The 17,408-nt window shown below is 63.6% G+C and carries 10 protein-coding genes and 1 pseudogene; 1 reads left to right on the forward strand and 10 read right to left on the reverse strand.

The annotated features are described in order from the left end of the window. Nucleotides 1-148: 148 nt before the first annotated feature. Together ABXS05_RS15835 and ABXS05_RS15840 are read right to left on the reverse strand one after the other, a co-directional pair. On the reverse strand, nucleotides 149-3,232 hold the full coding sequence (locus ABXS05_RS15835) for an ATP-binding protein (RefSeq protein WP_367624607.1): 3,084 nt from the start codon (nucleotides 3,230-3,232) through the stop codon (nucleotides 149-151). Between the two features lie 30 nt (nucleotides 3,233-3,262). After that, a pseudogene (locus ABXS05_RS15840) lies at nucleotides 3,263-3,388 on the reverse strand (double zinc ribbon domain-containing protein); the annotation flags it as partial. A 485-nt stretch (nucleotides 3,389-3,873) separates the two neighbouring features. Here ABXS05_RS15840 and ABXS05_RS15845 point away from each other — a divergent pair. Beyond that, nucleotides 3,874-7,110, forward strand: a complete 3,237-nt coding sequence (locus ABXS05_RS15845; RefSeq protein WP_367624572.1) for a cyclic nucleotide-binding domain-containing protein — start codon at nucleotides 3,874-3,876, stop codon at nucleotides 7,108-7,110. A gap of 55 nt (nucleotides 7,111-7,165) precedes the next feature. On the opposite strand, the gene ABXS05_RS15850 is transcribed toward ABXS05_RS15845, so the two are convergent. The 8 genes from ABXS05_RS15850 to ABXS05_RS15885 form a co-directional block, all read right to left on the reverse strand. Beyond that, nucleotides 7,166-8,002: a peptidoglycan-binding domain-containing protein gene (locus ABXS05_RS15850; RefSeq protein ID WP_367624573.1), complete on the reverse strand. Its 837-nt coding sequence runs from the start codon at nucleotides 8,000-8,002 to the stop codon at nucleotides 7,166-7,168. A gap of 79 nt (nucleotides 8,003-8,081) precedes the next feature. Further along, nucleotides 8,082-8,921: a hypothetical protein gene (locus tag ABXS05_RS15855; RefSeq protein WP_367624574.1), complete on the reverse strand. Its 840-nt coding sequence runs from the start codon at nucleotides 8,919-8,921 to the stop codon at nucleotides 8,082-8,084. Between the two features lie 215 nt (nucleotides 8,922-9,136). Next, the gene (locus tag ABXS05_RS15860) at nucleotides 9,137-10,216 is read right to left on the reverse strand and encodes a peptidoglycan-binding domain-containing protein (RefSeq protein ID WP_367624575.1); all 1,080 of its coding nucleotides are present in this window, start codon (nucleotides 10,214-10,216) and stop codon (nucleotides 9,137-9,139) included. Nucleotides 10,217-10,312: 96 nt separating this feature from the next. After that, on the reverse strand, nucleotides 10,313-12,946 hold the full coding sequence (gene tssH, locus ABXS05_RS15865) for a type VI secretion system ATPase TssH (protein ID WP_367624576.1): 2,634 nt from the start codon (nucleotides 12,944-12,946) through the stop codon (nucleotides 10,313-10,315). Nucleotides 12,947-12,948: 2 nt separating this feature from the next. Continuing rightward, the gene (gene tssG, locus ABXS05_RS15870; protein WP_367624577.1) at nucleotides 12,949-13,995 is read right to left on the reverse strand and encodes a type VI secretion system baseplate subunit TssG; all 1,047 of its coding nucleotides are present in this window, start codon (nucleotides 13,993-13,995) and stop codon (nucleotides 12,949-12,951) included. An 83-nt stretch (nucleotides 13,996-14,078) separates the two neighbouring features. Next, nucleotides 14,079-16,043 carry a type VI secretion system baseplate subunit TssF gene (gene tssF / locus ABXS05_RS15875; RefSeq protein WP_311943548.1) on the reverse strand — a complete coding sequence of 655 codons (1,965 nt, stop codon included), beginning with the start codon at nucleotides 16,041-16,043 and terminating at the stop codon, nucleotides 14,079-14,081. Nucleotides 16,044-16,047: 4 nt separating this feature from the next. Then, nucleotides 16,048-16,602 (reverse strand): type VI secretion system baseplate subunit TssE, encoded by a 555-nt coding sequence (locus ABXS05_RS15880; protein WP_322432232.1) that lies wholly within the window; start codon nucleotides 16,600-16,602, stop codon nucleotides 16,048-16,050. 233 nt (nucleotides 16,603-16,835) lie between these two features. After that, nucleotides 16,836-17,324: an Hcp family type VI secretion system effector gene (locus ABXS05_RS15885; RefSeq protein WP_311943552.1), complete on the reverse strand. Its 489-nt coding sequence runs from the start codon at nucleotides 17,322-17,324 to the stop codon at nucleotides 16,836-16,838. Nucleotides 17,325-17,408 lie beyond the last annotated feature (84 nt).

The raw sequence follows: 17,408 nt of genomic DNA on the forward strand, positions 1-17,408 counted from the left end.
AAACGGTTTTTGGCTTTTTGCCCTTCGCTTCGAGGCACTTCGGATTCAGGGCGTCTCGATCAAGTCACTGAACGCTCAAGCCAAAATATCGCGTTGAAAAATGAGATGCCGGCTTTCGGCAGAAACGCGGCGACGACACGCAATCGAGCTAGCACAGAAACGGCAGAACCATCAGGGCATCCGGTTCGAGGCCGGCACGCTGACAGACCTCTTCCGACTTGGCCAAGTATAGCGCGGCTTGGTCCTGGTTCCCAGCATCCAGATGGAGCGTGCCCAGACCGTCATAGCAGGGAAACAGGAATTGCGGCTCACCCATCTGCTCGGCCAGGCGCAAGGCCTCCTCATAGGATGCGAAGGCAAGCGCGTGCTCGCCCCGGCACTGATAGATCTGGCCGAGAATGATCAGCGGCGCCGCCAGATGGTCGAGCAGACCCAGCCGACGGTCGAGATCGACCGCCATTTGCGCCGCCTTGACGCCTTCAGCCTCGCACCGATCCGTCAGGGCACAATAGGCGACAGCGAGATTGGCATAGATGCGGGATTGGAAACCGAGGTCTCCCACCTTCTTGGCGGTTTCCAATCCGCGCAGGCAGGTCGCGATGCTGCGCTCGGGATCGAAGGTGCTGTAGAGCACGCCGAGATTGGTGTAGCCGCGGCAAGCCGACTGCAGCAGATGGTGATCCTCGGCCAGCCGGACGCTGCGCTCGATCTGCTCCACGGCGACCGCCGGCCGGCCGGTCCGTGCCAGTGCCACGCCCATTGTATTGTAGGCCTGGACGCGTATCGCCGCCAGTTCACGCATGCGGTCCGGTTCGGGATCGACGCCGGCATTCCGATCCGCCTCGGCCAGCGCCCTTTCCGCCCAGCCAATCGCTCCCTCATTGTCGCCCGCACGGAAGGCGAGCCGGCCGACCTCCTGGAACAGTTGCGCGCGCTCTGGCAAATAGCCTTCGTCGCCGAGCAAAGCGAGGCCCTGCATGAAACAGGCCCTGGCACCTTCTCGGTCACCCGCCTCCCAATGCAGGCCGCCGATCTTGCGCTGGAGCCGGGCTGCTCCCACCCGATCGCCTGCGGCCTCGAGCGCCTGGCGCACTGTCTCGTAGTGATCCGCCGCCTCGGTTCGCCGCTCCGCCAATGCCAGGAGATCCGCCAGCCGTTCCCGCGTGGCCAGGATGTCATTCTCGCACTCCCGGCAATCGGCCAGCGTACGCAGGGCCCGCTCATAGTGCCGGATGGCGTCTTCATTGGCGTAGACCGCACGGGCCCGATCGCCGGCCGCCATGAGATAGCGCGCGCCCTTGGCCCTGTCGAAACTCAGGCTCCAGTGATGCCCCAGCGCTTCGAGATCGCCCAATCGCTCGGGCTGGCTGCCCACGGCACGTTCGAGCGCGAGGCCCGCCCGTTCATGCAGTTCCGTCCGGCGGGAGAGGAGCAGATTGTGATAGGCGGCTTCGTGGATAAGCGCATGGGTAAAGCGATGGCTCCCGCCATCGCCCTCGACCCGGCAGACAAGACCAGCTTCGGCGAGGCGCCGGAGCACGGCGCCGACGGCAGCCGGTTCCGCAGCGACATCGCCGAGAAGGGCCTGCTCGAACACCATGCCGAGCACGGCGGCGGCGTACAGCACGCGCCGCTCCTCGGGGGCCAGGCCGTCGACACGCGAGAGCAGCAGCCCCTGCAGGGTTGGCGGTACCTCCTCGGCGTCGAACGGAGCCGCGCGGATCCAGCGATCGCCTTCCCTTTTGAGGACCCCCCTGGCCACGAGGCTTCGAACGATCTCCTCCACGAAGAGAGGGTTGCCACCCGCCCGCCGGGCGACGAAGGTCCGAATATCCTCGAGCGCGCCGCCATCGGCCTCACCGAAAAGCGAGCCGACGAAGGCCCGCGTCTCGTCCGCCGAGAGCGGGTCGAGGTGAAGGCTCGCCTGCAGGGCCCGGGCGAGGTGCAAGAGCGGCCTGCCGGGGCGATGCGACAGCACGATCATCAGGCGCCGATCGGCAAGATGGTCGGCCACGTCGCACAAGAGATCCACCGAGGCCGTATCGGCCCAATGGAGGTCTTCGACGGCGATGAGCAAATGCCCCTGATCGAGGCGCCGGTCGATCAGCATCCGTGCGGCAAGCGCAATCTGGCGTTTCAGCTGTTCCGGCGCAAGGTCGCCCGGCGGCTCGCCCTCCACGCCCAGCATGTAGTTCAGGACCGGTGCGAAGGCCTCCGTCATGTCGGCCTGGGCACCGAGCGCGACGAGGCCCGCGGCCAGTTTCCGGCTCGCCACTTCGAGCGTGTCGTCACGATGCACTTGATAGGCTTCGCGGAACAGGGCAGCGAAGACGCCATAGGCGGGCTCGCCCAGGGACGAGCAGGCGGCACGGCGGACAGCGCCGCCGGCAAGCTTTCCCTGCGCTTCGAGCGTGGCAAGGAATTCGGCGATCAGCCGCGATTTGCCCGAGCCGGCTTCCCCAACCAGAGTGACGACCTGGGCCGATCCGGCCTGCACCCGCTCGAAGAGCGCGACGAGCCGTGCCAGTTCCGCCTCGCGGCCGACCATCCGGCTTTCCAGCCCGTGCACGGCCAGCCCTCGTCCGGACGCCGGCATGGCCAGGCGCCCTGTCAATCGATAGGCTGCCACGGGGGCCGCCTTGCCGCGCAAGGTCAGGTCGGGCACGGGCTCGAAGCCGAAACGATGCCGGGTCAGCGCTTGGGTCGCTTCGGAGACCAGGATGGCCCCCGAGGCCGCCGCCAGCAGGCGGGCCGTCGTATTGACGGTGTCGCCGGTCACCGCATAGGTCGCGCCGGCGGCCTGGCCGAGATGCCCGGCCACGACCAGACCGGTGTGGACGCCGATATGGAGGCTCACCGGCTGGCCGAGGCGCCCCGCCCAGCACGCATCGAGGCGGGCTGCCTCGACGGTCATGTCCAGTGCTGCGTCGAGAGCCCGCTCCGGGTCGTCCTCATGGGCCAGGGGCGCTCCGAACACTGCCAGCACGGCGTCGCCGACGAACTTCTCCACGAAACCCTGATAATGCGCCACCACATTCGCCAGCGTTTCGAACAGGGCGTTCTGGAAGGCCCGGACGTCCTCCGGGTCGAGCCGCTCCGCAAGGGCGGTAAAACTGGAGACATCGGCGAAAAGCACCGTCACCTGCCGCCGATTGGCCTCGGGACGATCGAGTGTTCCGGTTGAGGCGACCGCATCGACAGGGGGCACGGGCGCAATGTCGGCGGCAGGCATGCCTGGGGTACGTGCCGTTCCGCAGCGCGGGCAGAAGGCGAAACCCGGCTCGCAGACAAAACCGCAATTCGCACAGGGTGTTGACTGCGATCGCCCGCAATGCGGACAGAACGCGAAATCCGATGCCAGTTCCAGACCGCAACCCCTACACGCCATGGAACGATCCGCCGCGGGTGAAACGAGCGTCCTACCCTGCCTTCGGCCATAAGCCCGGCCTCGGATCCGATGGATCGGACGTCGTCAGCGGAAGACAACCTATCTTCCTGCTCCAAAGGCAGGATTTTACTCACTTTTCCCGATCTTGGGCAGCCCATACCTGCACAGCAGGCTTCGTCTTTGTCAGGGCCTGCGGTCGCCGGGCGCCAGCCCGTCCGGCGGATATCCGGACATGCCATGGGGAGTTCGAACTGGGGAGCGGACGGGACTGCGCGGCAAGTTCAGGGCATGGGATCCTCCTTTGTTCGGAAGAGGTAGATACAATTGTCGACGGGCTCGCTATAAATTTGAAATGCCTCAATCCATAAGATAAATTCAATATAATCATTCGTTTACTTGGACTTTCGACTTCGGACGACGGTTGAAAAGGCGTCGATCGAGTTGCGTGGACTGTCGGTACGAGGTTCCCGGTGAAGCGAGCATTCATGGCGACCACATCGCCCGGCGGGCCGGCCCGGAAACCTGCCGAGCCGGCAGCGGCCGGCAAAGGGTTGCCACCCCTGTTTTCCTACATCTGGCAGAACAGCCGCCGGCAACAGGTCGTCATTCTCCTTGTCGTACTCGCGTCCCTGCCTTTCTATTTTCTATCGCTCGACCTGCCACGCAGCATCGTCAACGACGCCATCCAGGGACGCGCTTTCCAGCATGGCATCACCGAGGCTCCGCTTTTCGCCTTCAACCTGGCCTTGCCGGCCTTCCTGGGAGGCGGCAGCCTGCACTATCCCGGCATGACGTTCTCCCGCATCGCCTATCTGATGGTGCTGAGCTCGGTGTTCATGCTGCTGGTGCTGATCAACGGCGCCTTTCGCTATGTCATCAATATGCAGAAGGGCAAGCTCGGCGAGGACCTGCTGCGCCGCCTGCGCCTGGATCTCTTCAACCTGCTGCTGCGTTTCCGGCCGGAGGCGGTCCGCAATGTCCGCTCGGCCGAAGTCGCCACCATCATCCGCGACGAGGTCGAGCCCATCGGCGGCTTCGTCGGCGATGCCTATATCCAGCCCGCCTTCCTCGGCAGCCAGGCGCTTACCGCGCTTGGCTTCATCCTGCTGCAAAGCCCTCTTCTCGGCCTGCTGGCCGCGGCGATGGTACTGGTGCAGGGTGCGGTCATCCCGCGTCTGCGGCGCGAGCAGCTCAGGCTCGGGCGCCAGCGCCAGGCGCGCTCGCGCTCGCTTGCCGGCCATATCGGCGAGATCGTCGACGGCATAGGCGAGGTCAGCAATCACGGCACGGCCGCCTATGAACGGCAGAAGGTTACCGGCCTGCTCGATGAACTGTTCTGGATCCGCTATCGGCTCTACGGCCGGAAGTTCATGGTGAAATTCATCAACTCCGTGCTGGCGCAGGTAACGCCTTTCCTGTTCTACGCGCTGGGAGGGTATTTCGCCCTGCGCGGTTCGCTCGACATCGGCCAGCTCGTGGCGGTGATCGCCGCCTATCGCGACCTGCCGCCGCCCATCAAGGAGCTGATCGACTGGGACCAGCAGCGCCAGGATGTCGAGGTCAAATATGAGCAGATCCTGGAACAGTTCTCCCTGGCCGAGCTGCCCGAACTCGCTGGTGAGACACCGGACCTGGCCGCCGGCGGCACCATCGCGATCGAGGCGCTGAGAGTGCGGGCGCCGAGCGGCGACGTCCTGCTCGACAATGCCAACCTGGTCCTGCCGCTGGGTGCGCATGTCCTGCTGACCGGATCCCGAGGCGAAGGCTTCGTCACCCTGGCCCAGCTTCTCGCACGCCGCCTGACGGAATTCGACGGCAATGTGCGCCTTGCCGGACAGGATCTCGCTGCCTTCTCCCCGGGCTGGATCGGGCAAAATCTCGGCTATCTCGGCCCTGATTTCGTGATTTTCGGGCGCTCCATCCGCGAGAACATCGTCTACGGCCTGCGCGGGGCGCCCATCGGGCAAGACCTGCCGCTTCCAGCCGATCAAGGCGACCGTCAACCCGGCCATGGGCCTGGCCCCCACGGAGAGGGGGAAGCTGCAGCCCCTTCCATCGATCTGCGCAGAGCTGGCGCAGCCGATGCCGGCGAGCTCGACGACATGATCATCGCCCTGCTGCGCGAAATCGGCCTGGCGGATGCCATCTATGGCTTCGGGCTCTCGCGGAAATTCGACGCCGAACCCGATCGCGATCTCGCCCAACGCCTCATCGACTGCCGCCGACGCCTCGTCCGGGAACTCGAGGAAACCCATCTGGCAGACCTGATCGAGCCTTTCGATCCGACCCGCTTCAATCGCTATGCCACCATCGGCGAGAATCTGTTCTTCGGCGTTCCGGTTGCCGAAGGTGCCATCGAGATACTGATCGAGGACCCGGAAATTGCCGCGCTGCTCGCAGAAGGAGGGCTCGACGACAGCCTCGTTGCCCTGGGGCTGAAAGTCGCCGCGACCATGGTGGAAATCTTCTCGCAGATCTCCAGCGATCACGCCGTGTTCGAGCGCTTCTCCTTCATCTCGTCGAGTGAGCTGCCGCGCTTTGCCGAGATTGCTTCTCGCGCCGGCACACGCGGCGCGGGCGCACTCGCTTATCCGGAACGCCGCTCCCTGCTCCTTCTGGCGCTCCACTATATCGAGACCCGCCATCGGCTTGGGCTGCTCACTGCCCCCCTCGCCGAAGAGATCGTGCGAACCCGCGGACGGATCATGGCCCTCGATCCGGCCCGGTTCGCCGGGATGCTCGAATTCCATGCTCCCGATCGGCTCTGCCCCGCCGCGCCGCTGCGCGACAATCTCCTGTTCGGGCGTATCGATCATGCCATGGCGCATGCCGAGGAACGGGTCATGGTGACATTGCACAAGGTCGTGCACGATTGCGGCCTTGATCGGATCATCTACCAGCTCGGTCTCAACCAGGAGGCCGGCCCCGGCGGGCGCCTGCTGCTTGCGGCCCATCGATGTGCCCTTGCCCTGGCTCGCTGCCTCGTCAAGCGTCCCAGAATTCTCATCCTCGATCAGCTCGACCTGATGTTCCCGGAGGGTCAGCGCGCCACCATCCTGGAGATGGTGCGTCGGCGCATGGAGGGCCGCACGCTTATCGTCGCCATGCGCGATGCCCCCCCGCGCGACCCGTTCGATGTCGTGGTCACGACCCGCGGCAACCGCATTGAATCCGTGTCGAAACCTTCTGCGCCCTTGGCCGTCCAGGAGACAGCGCCGGAAGCGCCGATCGAGGAGCTCGCCGAGATCCAGGCCCTGCGCGACGTACCGATGTTCGCAGCTCTCGACACGCCGCGGCTGAAATTGATCGCCTTTACCTGCGAGCGCATCTCCTTCGAACAGGACCAGATCCTGTTCCGCCAGGGAGACCTCGCCGATGCAGCCTATATCATTCTCTCCGGCACCGTCGACGCCTTCATCGAACTTGCGGGCGAGAGACTCCTTCTTTCGACCACGGGACGACATTCCATCGTCGGCGAAATGGGCCTGATCAGCGGCGCGCCCCGCTCGGCTACCGTGGTGGCAACCACCGAGGTCGCGGCCTTGAAGATTGCAAAGGACATCTTTCTCAATCTCCTCGCCGAGTTGCCCTCGGTCGCGCTCGTGGTGATGCGCGACCAGGTAAGACGGCTGGTGATTGCGGAGGAACGCCTGACCCGCCTGCTGCAACACCCGTCGACGTCTTCCCGAAATCCGGCAAGCTCCGGAAACCATCGCCCCTGACGATGATGGCGGGTTCGATCCTGCATAGCCTCGTCGTAAACCCGCTCCAGATCCATCAAACCGCGCGGCAGACCGGCGAGCTGCGGATTTGCTTCAGCTGTTTTTCCGTCAGCGCCAACGGCGTCGGCCCGTTGCTCGAAGTTGCGAACATCAGGTTGCGCGTACTGCCCGAATGCACCGGTGCGAAGGAACTCGTCAGCATCACGTGCCCGATCTCATGCGCCGGATCCCAGCGCGAGCAATCATGCGTGACGGCGCAGGCCGGCTTGCCCGTAGCATGGCCGCCGCAGCCCAGTACGTTGTTCTCCTGGAACCTGTTGACGAAGAACAGCTTCACATCATTGTTGGGGACGGGCGTTCCGAGCGCGTGGAGCGCTGCGAACTCGCCCGAATCCATCTGCCAGGTGCAGTTCTGGCCCACCACGTTGAAGCGGTTCTCTTCGTCCTGCGTCAGGCCGAGCGACTCGCCGGAAGCGAAGAAGATCTCGATGCCATATTGGGCATAGACGGCCTGGGCGCTCGACAGGATGCGCTCGAACGGCACGTCGCTCAGGGCCAGCGACCGGAAATGCACCCGCACGCGATGCTTGAATCCTCCGATCTGCTTGTCGATCTCGCGTATCGTCGCCTGCCCGAGCTTGCCATCGTCGGCAAGGGGCGGGTTGCGCCGCTGGAACGCCTTCACCACCGATTCCGTTTCGATGCCGTAGACGCCGTCGGGGCTGTAATCCTGGCTCTGGGTCGAGACCGGCATGGCGAAGCCGAGATCGATCAAGGCCATCTGCAGGAGATGGACATGACGGCCGGACATGCCGCGCAGCAGAACGTCGTTGCCGGCCTCGATGCGCTGCAAAGAGTGTTCATTCTTGAAACGAACGGATGTCAAAGCCATGATGGCCTTCCTTCTCGCGGTCTGCGTGACGATGTCGTCGAAACATTCCAAGCATTATCCAGGTCTTCGACATGGAAGATCATGACCATCCGTGCGGCTCTTCCTCGCTCGGGCGCCTGAAGATATATCTGAAGGAATCAACCGGCTTGACGTTGCTTCTGGCTGCCCAACCGATGCCATAGGCCTTTTCCGGTCCCTGAACGATGGAATAGGCCTTCGCCTCCTTCGAATAGTGGACTTCCTCGCCGCCATACCAGCCCCATTCGACCAACTGGATGCTCGCAGTCGAACCGCTGACGGTGCAGGAGTCGATCAGGGCGATATGCTCATAGGGTGAGGCCGCACAATGGGTGACGACCACATCGCCCTGCTGGATATCCTCGATCCTGGTCCGGCGCCGGGCGGTCGAGGCATAGGCATCGATGGAGGCCGAGGGGCTGCCGCCATAGTAGTTGCCGACCAGCCCGTTGCAGTCGAGCGTGATGAAATCCGTCGCATAGGCCTGGGCCGTCGCCCGGGCGCAAGGCTGTCCCGCAACATCCTTGCCAGTGCCGATACGGCCGATCGCATAAGCGAGGCGGAGCGTGTCGGTGATCTCGTCGGGGCTGCCCTTGCCGACAAAGGCCTGGATGAAGGTGGTGGCGTAGAAATCCTCGGTCGGCTGGATCAGGCCGAGCGGCTGTTGGTCGAAGAAGAACTTTGTCCCGCATGGCTTGTTGACGTTGCCATGATGCGCCATGCGGAGCGCCGCCGTGAAGGCGGCATGCTCGCGCTGCATCACCTGGCCGGTGCCGGCCTTGCCGTTTCGGAAGTCCCAGCCCGAGCCATACATGGTGATGCCAGCCGAGATCAGCTCATTGTTGAGCGGGCTGTAGAACTTCAGATAGGTGTATCGATCGAGATATTCTTTTGGTGTCACATCGCCCCCTCTGCCTTCGATGGACTGAAAAATACTTTCAGTTCAACTATGCACGCTTGAATAAATTGATCGATGTCTGGTCTTACTCTCCACGGCACCGACAGCATATCCTGCGAATAAGGGATGGCGGCGGCGTGGTCGGCGTCACCCGGGACGCCTTACAAATTCCAGAACGTATCGCCATCATGTCGAACCGTGGCGGTACCAGGCGGCCATCAGGTGCCGCAGCCGTTGTTTCGATTCTGCCTGGGCAGATAAGCCGGTTGCATCGCGACGATGAACCATTCGTAGCAATAGGGGTTCATCAAGGCTTCCTCCGAAGAGGTCACGTTTGGATCGCCCAGATGGGGCGTCACGCAGAAGGGATTGTCCCCCGTGCCGGGGTGCCCGTTTGCGCGAAAGATCGTATGGCAACGCTCGTGAGCCACGGTCACGGCCCTATCATCCTGCGTTGGCATGATCTGCTCATCGAAATAGTGGCGGGTGAAGCGGACGGTCTCGTCCTTTGGATTGCGCGCGTCGACAAAGGCGGCAAAGAAGCTCAGGGGCGAACCACGAAAGGTTCCCATCGTGTAGAATTCGCATCTGAACGGGCGGTCCAGGCTTGCCTGCAGGTTGGCGTAATTCTCCAACAGGATAGAGAAACCGAGCTGATCGGAGATATCGCCGGCCTGCTCCGGCAGCCCCTTGAAGCCCGAGAATTCCCGGGTCAGTCGTTGCACGACATCCGCTGGCGCGGGCAAATCGTCTTCCCGGAAAGAGTTTATGTGGAAGACGTTGAGTATCTTTAACTTCGTCTCGTAGTAAAGGTAGTTGCGCGGCATGATAACCAAACCACCGTCCTTGCCTATCCCGCCAACCAGACGAAGCCTCGCGACCACGTTGGCGACCATGACCTTGGCTCGGGCAATATCATCCTTGACCAACGCCTTCTGGTCGTCCTTGAAGAAGAAATAGTCTGGATCGTCCTTTTCCTTTTCAACGAGTTCGCCGTCGAGCTTGGCCATCGTCATCTTGCCAACGATGGCATCCGGGCTTTGTTGATAGGTGTGGTTGATGACTTCCTTGCCCTTGCGCGATTTGTAGGCCTTCACCGTCTTCTCGGTGGTCTCGCCATATTTGGCATCGCTCAGTTCGGCACGTTCGATATTTGCCTCATCGAACAACTGCATGAGCGCACGCTGGACCTTGGACACGTGTTCACCGGACGCTCCGCGCAGGATGTGGGCCGGATCGGAAACCGCCGCGGCCTCGAGCCTGCTGTCGCCACCGAAGCTCTTCGACTGTAATGCCATCGCCTTCTCCTGGACTTTTCGAGAGGTGCCTGTACCCGACCGGCCTGATGCATCGCTGGCTTGGCTGAGGATTCCTAGGCGGCAGAGATCCGCCGCTTAACACACTGCATAAGAGAACTCCCCGTTCTCCACCCCCACCCTGGCTTCCTCGATCTGCTGCCCCGCGATGGCCTTACCGAGAATCTGCTGGGACAGCGCCGGCAGCAGCGTGTTGGTGACGATGTTGTCGACCATGCGCCCCCCCGAATCCGGATCGTTGCACTGGGAAACGATCTTCTCGACCACGGCATCGTCATAGCTGAACCTGGCGCCGTGATTGTCGCGGATGCGCTTGCCGATGCGATCGAGCTGCAGGCGCACGATGGCGCCCAGCATGTCACCGGACAGCGGGTAATAGGGAATGGTGACGATGCGCCCCAACAGCGCCGGCGGGAAGACCTGCAGGAGATGCGGCTTGAGCTCGACCGCCAGCGCCTCCGGATCGGGTTTTTGCGCGCCGTTCGCCGCGGCATCCATGATCATGTCGGTGCCGGCATTGGTGGTGAGGATGATCAGCGTGTTCCTGAAATCGATGCGCCGGCCCGAGCCGTCCTCCATCACCCCCTTGTCGAAGACCTGGAAGAAGATTTCGTGCACGTCGGGGTGGGCCTTCTCCACCTCGTCGAGCAGCACCACGCTGTAGGGCCGGCGGCGCACGGCCTCGGTGAGCCGGCCGCCTTCGCCATAGCCGACATAGCCGGGCGGTGCCCCCTTCAGGGTCGAGACCGTATGCGCCTCCTGGAACTCCGACATGTTGATGGTGATCATGTTCTGCTCACCGCCATAGAGCGCCTCGGCCAGCGCCAGCGCCGTCTCGGTCTTGCCGACTCCGGACGGGCCGGCAAGCATGAAGACGCCGATGGGCTTGTCGGGATTGTCGAGCTTGGCGCGGTTGGTCTGGATGCGCCGGGCGATCATCTTCAGGCCATGATCCTGGCCGACCACGCGCCTGGCCAGAATGTCGCCGAGATTGAGGATGGTCTCGACCTCGTCCTTGACCATGCGGCCGACGGGAATGCCGGTCCAGTCCGAGACCACCGAGGCCACGGGCTGCTCGTCGACATAGGGATAGACCATACGTTTTTCGGGATCGATGGCGGCAAGGTCGGCCATGATGCCGGTGAGCTTGCCGCGAGCCGCATCGGCGCCCTCCCCGCCTTCGGCGATAGCACGGCGGGCCGCCATCAGCTCAGCGACAACAGCCTTCTCCTCGCCCCAGGCCTTCTCCAGCGCCGCCAGCTTCTCCCTGGCGGCAGTGATGGTCTCCGTCACCTCGCCGATGCGCTTTTCGTCGGCATTGCCGACATCGCGTTCACGCTCCAGGGCCTTCAACTCGCGCTCGCCTGCCTCGATGGCGACGCGCACATCCTCGACCGCCGCCGGCGTCGCATTCTGCGAGACCGCCACGCGCGCGGCCGCCGTGTCGAGCAGGCTGACAGCCTTGTCCGGCAGCTGGCGCGAAGGGATGTAACGGCTCGACAGCTTGACGGCGGCGACCACCGCGGCTTCCGAGATATGGACGTTGTGGTGCTTTTCCATCGGCGCCAGCAGGCCGCGCATCATGTTGCAGCACTGCTCGATGCCGGGCTCGCCGACATTGATCGGCTGGAAGCGGCGGGTCAGCGCCGGTTCCTTCTCGATGTGCTGGCGGTATTCCGACCAGGTCGTCGCGGCGATCGTCCTCAGCGTGCCCCGGGCCAAAGCGGGCTTGAGCAGGTTGGCGGCGTCCCCCGTGCCAGCCGCACCGCCAGCGCCGATCAAGGTATGGGCCTCATCGATGAACAGGATGATCGGTATCGCCGAAGCCTGGACCTGGTCGATCACCGAGCGCAGGCGCTGCTCGAACTCGCCCTTCATCGAGGCGCCGGCCTGCATCAGGCCGATGTCGAGCGCGTAGAGCTTGTTGCCCTTGAGCGGCGGCGGCACGTCGCCGGCCGCGATGCGCTGGGCAAAGCCTTCGACCACCGCGGTCTTGCCGACGCCGGCTTCGCCGGTGAGGATGGGATTGTTCTGCCGCCGGCGCATCAGGACGTCGATGACCTGGCGGATCTCCTCGTCGCGGCCGACGATGGGATCCATCGTGCCGCTGGCGGCGCGCTCGGTCAGGTCGACGGCGTAGCGGTCGAGAGCGCTGGTACCCTTGGCGGCAGGCCCTGCCTCCCCGCCCGCTCCCTTGGCGACCGGTCCCGAGCCGTCCATCGGACGCATGTTTTCTTCGGCAGATTGCTGCCAGATCTTGCGATGTTCGTTGGTGAGCTGCTCGACATCGATCAGACGGAACTGCTTGGACAGGCCGTTGAGCGTGCGCGCCAGGCGCGGCTCCTTCAGGATGGCGGTGAGCACATGCCCGGTGCGCACCTGGGTTTCGCCGAACATCAGGGTGGCATAGTTCCAGCCCTGGCTGAGCGCGTCGAAAATGTCGTCGGAAAAGCCGGGCAGCTCGGTCTTGTTCATGGCAAAGCCGGCGGTGACGGCATTGAGGTCGGCCGAGAGCCGGCCGGCATCGAGCTTGAAATGAGTGATCGTCAGGGCAAGGTCGCTGCGGTCGGCCTGCAGCACCGCCTGCAGCCAATGCGCCAGTTCCAGATTGCGGTTGCCCGCTCCCTGGGCCAGGCGGAAGGCCTGCATGAAGCTGTCATAGCCGAGCGGATTGAGCTTGCCGGTGAGGACTTCGAGGCTGACATCGGCCATGGCTACGACCCTTTTTTCGGTTTGCGACGCCGCTCAGCGCGGATCTCGGCGGGATGGAAATGGCAGTCCCAGCGCATGCGATCGGATGCTGGATCGGCAGCCCCCTTCCTGCCCATCCAGCAGGTCCATCCCAGGCGGCCGAAGCCGCCAAGCTGGGCGGGTTTGGTCTTGCTTTCCGCCAGGCCGAATTCGACGTCGTAGATGAAGGTTTCACCGAGATAGAAGCGGATGATGTCGGCGAGGGGCTCGAAATGAAGGCCATCGGGCAGGAAGGTCTCCAACTCGTCGAGATTGGCGACTTCCAGCCTGATGCGGAACTTGTCCTTGAGGCTGTAGGCCGAGCGGCCGATGATACTGTCGACGCCGAGCGCACAGCTGCCTGCTGCCAGCACGGCCTGCTCGCGCGCCTCGAGCGGCAACCACACCCCAACGAATTCCTGCACCTCGACCTTGGCATCGAACAGCCAGCCGAGCATGCCCTCGATGCGCGAGGCGCTCTTGATCGCCGGCGCCATCAGGCCGGCCAGTGCCAGCTTTGAGAAATCATGCAGTTGGCCGCGCCCGCGCATGGCCGGCGTGCCGATGCCGATCATGGCGCCGAGATAGGTGAGGAACTGGTTTTCCTCCGGCCGGTCCGCCTGTACGGCCGGCCGGGCATTGGCCCAGGCCCGGAAGAACAATTGCTGGAAGCGGTTGTTGAAGATGTCGAGGAAACGCGCGAAAGCCACGTCGCGCATATTGGCCCAATGGGTCGCTTCATAGCTGGTGTGCAGCGGCAGGGCGCCCTGCGGCCCCAGCATGCCGAGGAAGCGACTCTCGACCGTGGCAGGACCTCCCTCGGGTGGGGCAACGTGGCTGACGTTGTCGTCGGAAAAATCGATGTGGGGCTGCTGGCCTAGCTTCGCTACGGCTTCGGCCGAGGACGCACTCTCGCCGATGCGCGGCTTGGTGCCTGCCAGATGTTCGAGGCGGCGCAGAAGATCAAGGAAATCACGACTTCCCTGCTCCTGGGCAAAGGGCGATTTATCGGAACCGCCCTTTTTATCCAACTCGTTGCCTTGAAGCGTTTTCTTGACCGAAAAGTCTATCGACTTTTCGGGAGGACGCTCCTGCGGAAGGTCGGGAGGCGTGCTCATAGCTGCTGCCGCCGCCCGAGCTGCGCCGGCCAGCGCATGATCTCGCCGCGTTCGGTCGAGCGGATCACGGTCTCGACCACATTGTTGAGACCGACAAATTCAGTGAGGAAGCGATCGAGGATGGCGCCAAGCAGAAAAATGCCGCTGCCTTCGAAATGCTTTTCGTCGAGTGTCACCGTGACTTCCAGCCCGCGCACCACGCCCGCGCCTGTGCGTTGACGGATGCGCCGGGTGATCGGCCTGCTGTCGACGGCAATGACGCCCTGGATGCGTCGTTCGATGGCCGCGCTGCCGCGCGTAGCGAAGAGCGAGAGGATCTCGCGCAACGACGCGGCCGAATCCCGCGTGCCATAGCCCGAGAGCCCGAGATGATTGAGGCTGAGCATGCTGATCAGCCGCCAGGCCGAGGTGCCGCCCGCGCCATGCTGGCCGCGTGCCTCGGGATCGGTGGCGATGGAATCGCGCGGCAGGGTCGGTCCGACCACGCAGTCCACCCTCAGCGTGGTCTTGTCTTCGAGAATGAAATCGGCCCCTCCCTGCCCGACCGGCAGATGTTCGGTGAGGTGGCGGTTGGAGCACAGCGCCCGCAGGCTGAGTTCGGCGACGTGGAGGCCATCAGGCCTGTCGCGGTGATTGGTGAGCGTAACGAACATGTCGCTGCCGACATATTGCGTCGGCTGAGCATTGCGCCGTTCCTCCTGCGAGCGGCGGCGGGGCAAGCGCCGCACGGTATAGAACATCGTCTGGGTGGCGGAGACCCCGAGCGGCGGAGCGGCGTAGAGCGGATAGACCTCCATCTTGTCACCGCTGCCGGTGACGTGGGCATGCATCCGGATCAGGCGGTGGGCCTCGAAATCGAGATGACGCGAGCGATCGGTGACAACATGGTACTCATGCTCGTTGTCCTTCACGGGCACGCGCGCCAGCTGCATCTCGAAGAGGTTGGAGGCAGCGGCGGCGTAAAGGGCGAAGCTGTCGGCCCTCACCACGGATTGCAGCCGGCTGTCACCCTGGCTGAAGGCGATGACGATATCGCAGCGATTGGTGCGGATCGCCGAGAGGACAGGCTTGAGATTGGTGAGCTTGAAGCCGAGGAATTTCGCCGGCAGTACGAAATATTCGCGCAGGAGATCGAAGCCCCTGAACACCCGCCGGTCGGACGGAAACAACGGTTCGTCGGGCGCAAAGCCGATCTGGGCCAGGCAGCTCCTGGGCAGCGGCAGGATGACGGGATCGCCGGCCTCGTCGAGATAGCGAACATAGATGCCGGTGGTGGCGCCGAAGAGCTGCTCGTAGAGCCTGACGGCATCGCCCTCCTGGCCGATGATATGGAACGTAAGCTCATCGGTCCGGCAGTTGGCAAACCAGCAATCGGGCCGCTGTGCCACCTGCTTGTCGGCCGGCTCGGTGAGGCGGTCGGCGGCGGACCGCCGCAACAGGGACAGCCTGAGGCCCGCCTGGCTGGTGGGGCCGGCCTCGATGCCGAGAGCCTGCAGCGTCGCCGGCCCGCTCAGGAATTCGGCCTGGCCGAGTTCGAACGGCCACAAGGTGATCTCGCTGGCGAGGCGATATTTGCAGGCAATCCGGCGTTCACGCTCGACGAAGCGCGCATCGGCATAGGAGCCGGCGGCGATCTTCATGCCATCCTTGAGATTGGGGTCGCCATAGGGCGGCTCCACCCGCAGCAGCGCTGCCGATGGCACCGGCGCCAGATAATCGGGCACGAGCTGGTCGAGCAGATTGTCGGTGAACTCGGCATATTCATGCTTGAGCTTGAGCTGCACGCGGGAGGCCAGATAGGCGGTGCCTTCGAGCAACCCCGCAATCATCGGGTCGGTGTTGTTCTCCAAAAGCCCACCCAGGCGCTCGGCAACACCGGGAAATTCAGCCGCGAACTGCCTGGCTTCCTCCTTGAGAATGCCAAGTTCACGATTGTAGAGCTCGAGAAATTCACGGTTCATGGCATCACAATTTGAAGACTCTGATCTTGCCGCTCTCCACCTCGACGTCCGCCACGAACTCTATCGGGATATCGGTGGGCGTCGACACCATTTCGGCGCTGATGTGGAACCTCAGTTGGCCGGAAGCGCTATCGTCGAGCGGCTCGCCGGATATGGTGACCGTGCCGGGTACCAGCCGGCAGTCATAAAGCTCCAGCCTCTGCTTGAGCAGATGGGCGACCCGTCGCGCCGCCTCGGGACTGGCGACGATCGCGGTCAGATCCGGTACGCCGAAATTGAGGATCGAGGCCGCCACGGCGTCGAAGCCGTTGAGATCCTCGATCGCCGCCAGCTCGACGGTGTTGAGCAAGGAGGCAAGGTCCTCGCCCAATTCCGAACGCAGCACGGTCTCGCCGACGGCCGAACGCGGTGAGGTGCGCCGCCCGGCAATGACCCGCTCGCCGGCATCGTTGCGATTGTCGATAGGCTTGGCGGCATCGCGCAGGCGGAAAGCCTCCCGAAAGGCATGCATGATGGGAGGTACGAAACGATCGCTCTTGACGGCACGGAAACGGCTCAATGGATCTTCCACATGCTGGAGCGTCTCGAGCCGAACCTCGAAGACGCGTCGAAACAAGGAATTGGTCCCTCAGTCGTGTTTTCGGCGTCGGTGATCGCCCAGCCGTCACTGAAAACCGGCATGAGGTCCTGCTTGCGCTGTAGTTCCAAGTCCCGCGGGCCGACGGATCAGCCCCTGCCGAGGCCGGGCGGCCGCCACGCTCGGGCGGCCGCCCGGATCCGAAAGGCGAGGATTTACTGATCCTTGCCTGTGGCGACATTGTAGGTGAATTCGATCGACCCGCCATCGGCAGCGCCGGACTTGTCCTGTGGCTGGTACTCGTGGTTGATCTTCTCATAGGTGACCGAGAAGCTCTCCATCGCGCCACCGTCGGACCCACCGCTCGTCTGATAACTGGTGATGAAGCAGTTGGTCAGGGTGATGGTGATATAGGTGAGCTTGTCTTCGCCCGCCGCCTTGCGCACGACGAGCTTGACCTCGTCGATGTGATTGCCGAAGGCGCAATATTTGAAGATGTTGGCGGAAGCCTTGTCCGCCGCCTTGGTGCAATGCAGGTCCTGCAGGACCGACTTGCCCTTGCCGCCGCCGGTGCCGCTGCCGAAGGTCGAGGAGTTCGAGCCGCCGATGCTCCAGCTCAACAGCTCCATGTAACCGTCGAGGCTGTCCTGCTGGGTTTCACCCTCGATACCATTGATCTGAAGTAGTGCGTCTGATTGGGCCATTTTACTCTCCTGTGATGTGAGCGGATGTGCCTTTTTCCGAAGGCGTCCGTCGGATTGAATTGGCCAAGCGGGATCGTTCGCTCG

It is taken from the genome of Labrys neptuniae (assembly GCF_040797145.1).
Taxonomy (GTDB): Bacteria; Pseudomonadota; Alphaproteobacteria; order Rhizobiales; family Labraceae; genus Labrys; species Labrys neptuniae.

Bases quoted from the DNA above. Each gene is read 5' to 3' on its own strand.
- ABXS05_RS15835 (WP_367624607.1), bottom strand. From the start codon at position 3,232: ATGCCTGCCGCCGACATTGCGCCCGTGCCCCCTGTCGATGCGGTCGCC.
- ABXS05_RS15845 (WP_367624572.1), top strand. From the start codon at position 3,874: ATGGCGACCACATCGCCCGGCGGGCCGGCCCGGAAACCTGCCGAGCCG.
- ABXS05_RS15850 (WP_367624573.1), bottom strand. From the start codon at position 8,002: ATGGCTTTGACATCCGTTCGTTTCAAGAATGAACACTCTTTGCAGCGC.
- ABXS05_RS15860 (WP_367624575.1), bottom strand. From the start codon at position 10,216: ATGGCATTACAGTCGAAGAGCTTCGGTGGCGACAGCAGGCTCGAGGCC.
- tssH (WP_367624576.1), bottom strand. From the start codon at position 12,946: ATGGCCGATGTCAGCCTCGAAGTCCTCACCGGCAAGCTCAATCCGCTC.
- tssF (WP_311943548.1), bottom strand. From the start codon at position 16,043: ATGAACCGTGAATTTCTCGAGCTCTACAATCGTGAACTTGGCATTCTC.
- ABXS05_RS15885 (WP_311943552.1), bottom strand. From the start codon at position 17,324: ATGGCCCAATCAGACGCACTACTTCAGATCAATGGTATCGAGGGTGAA.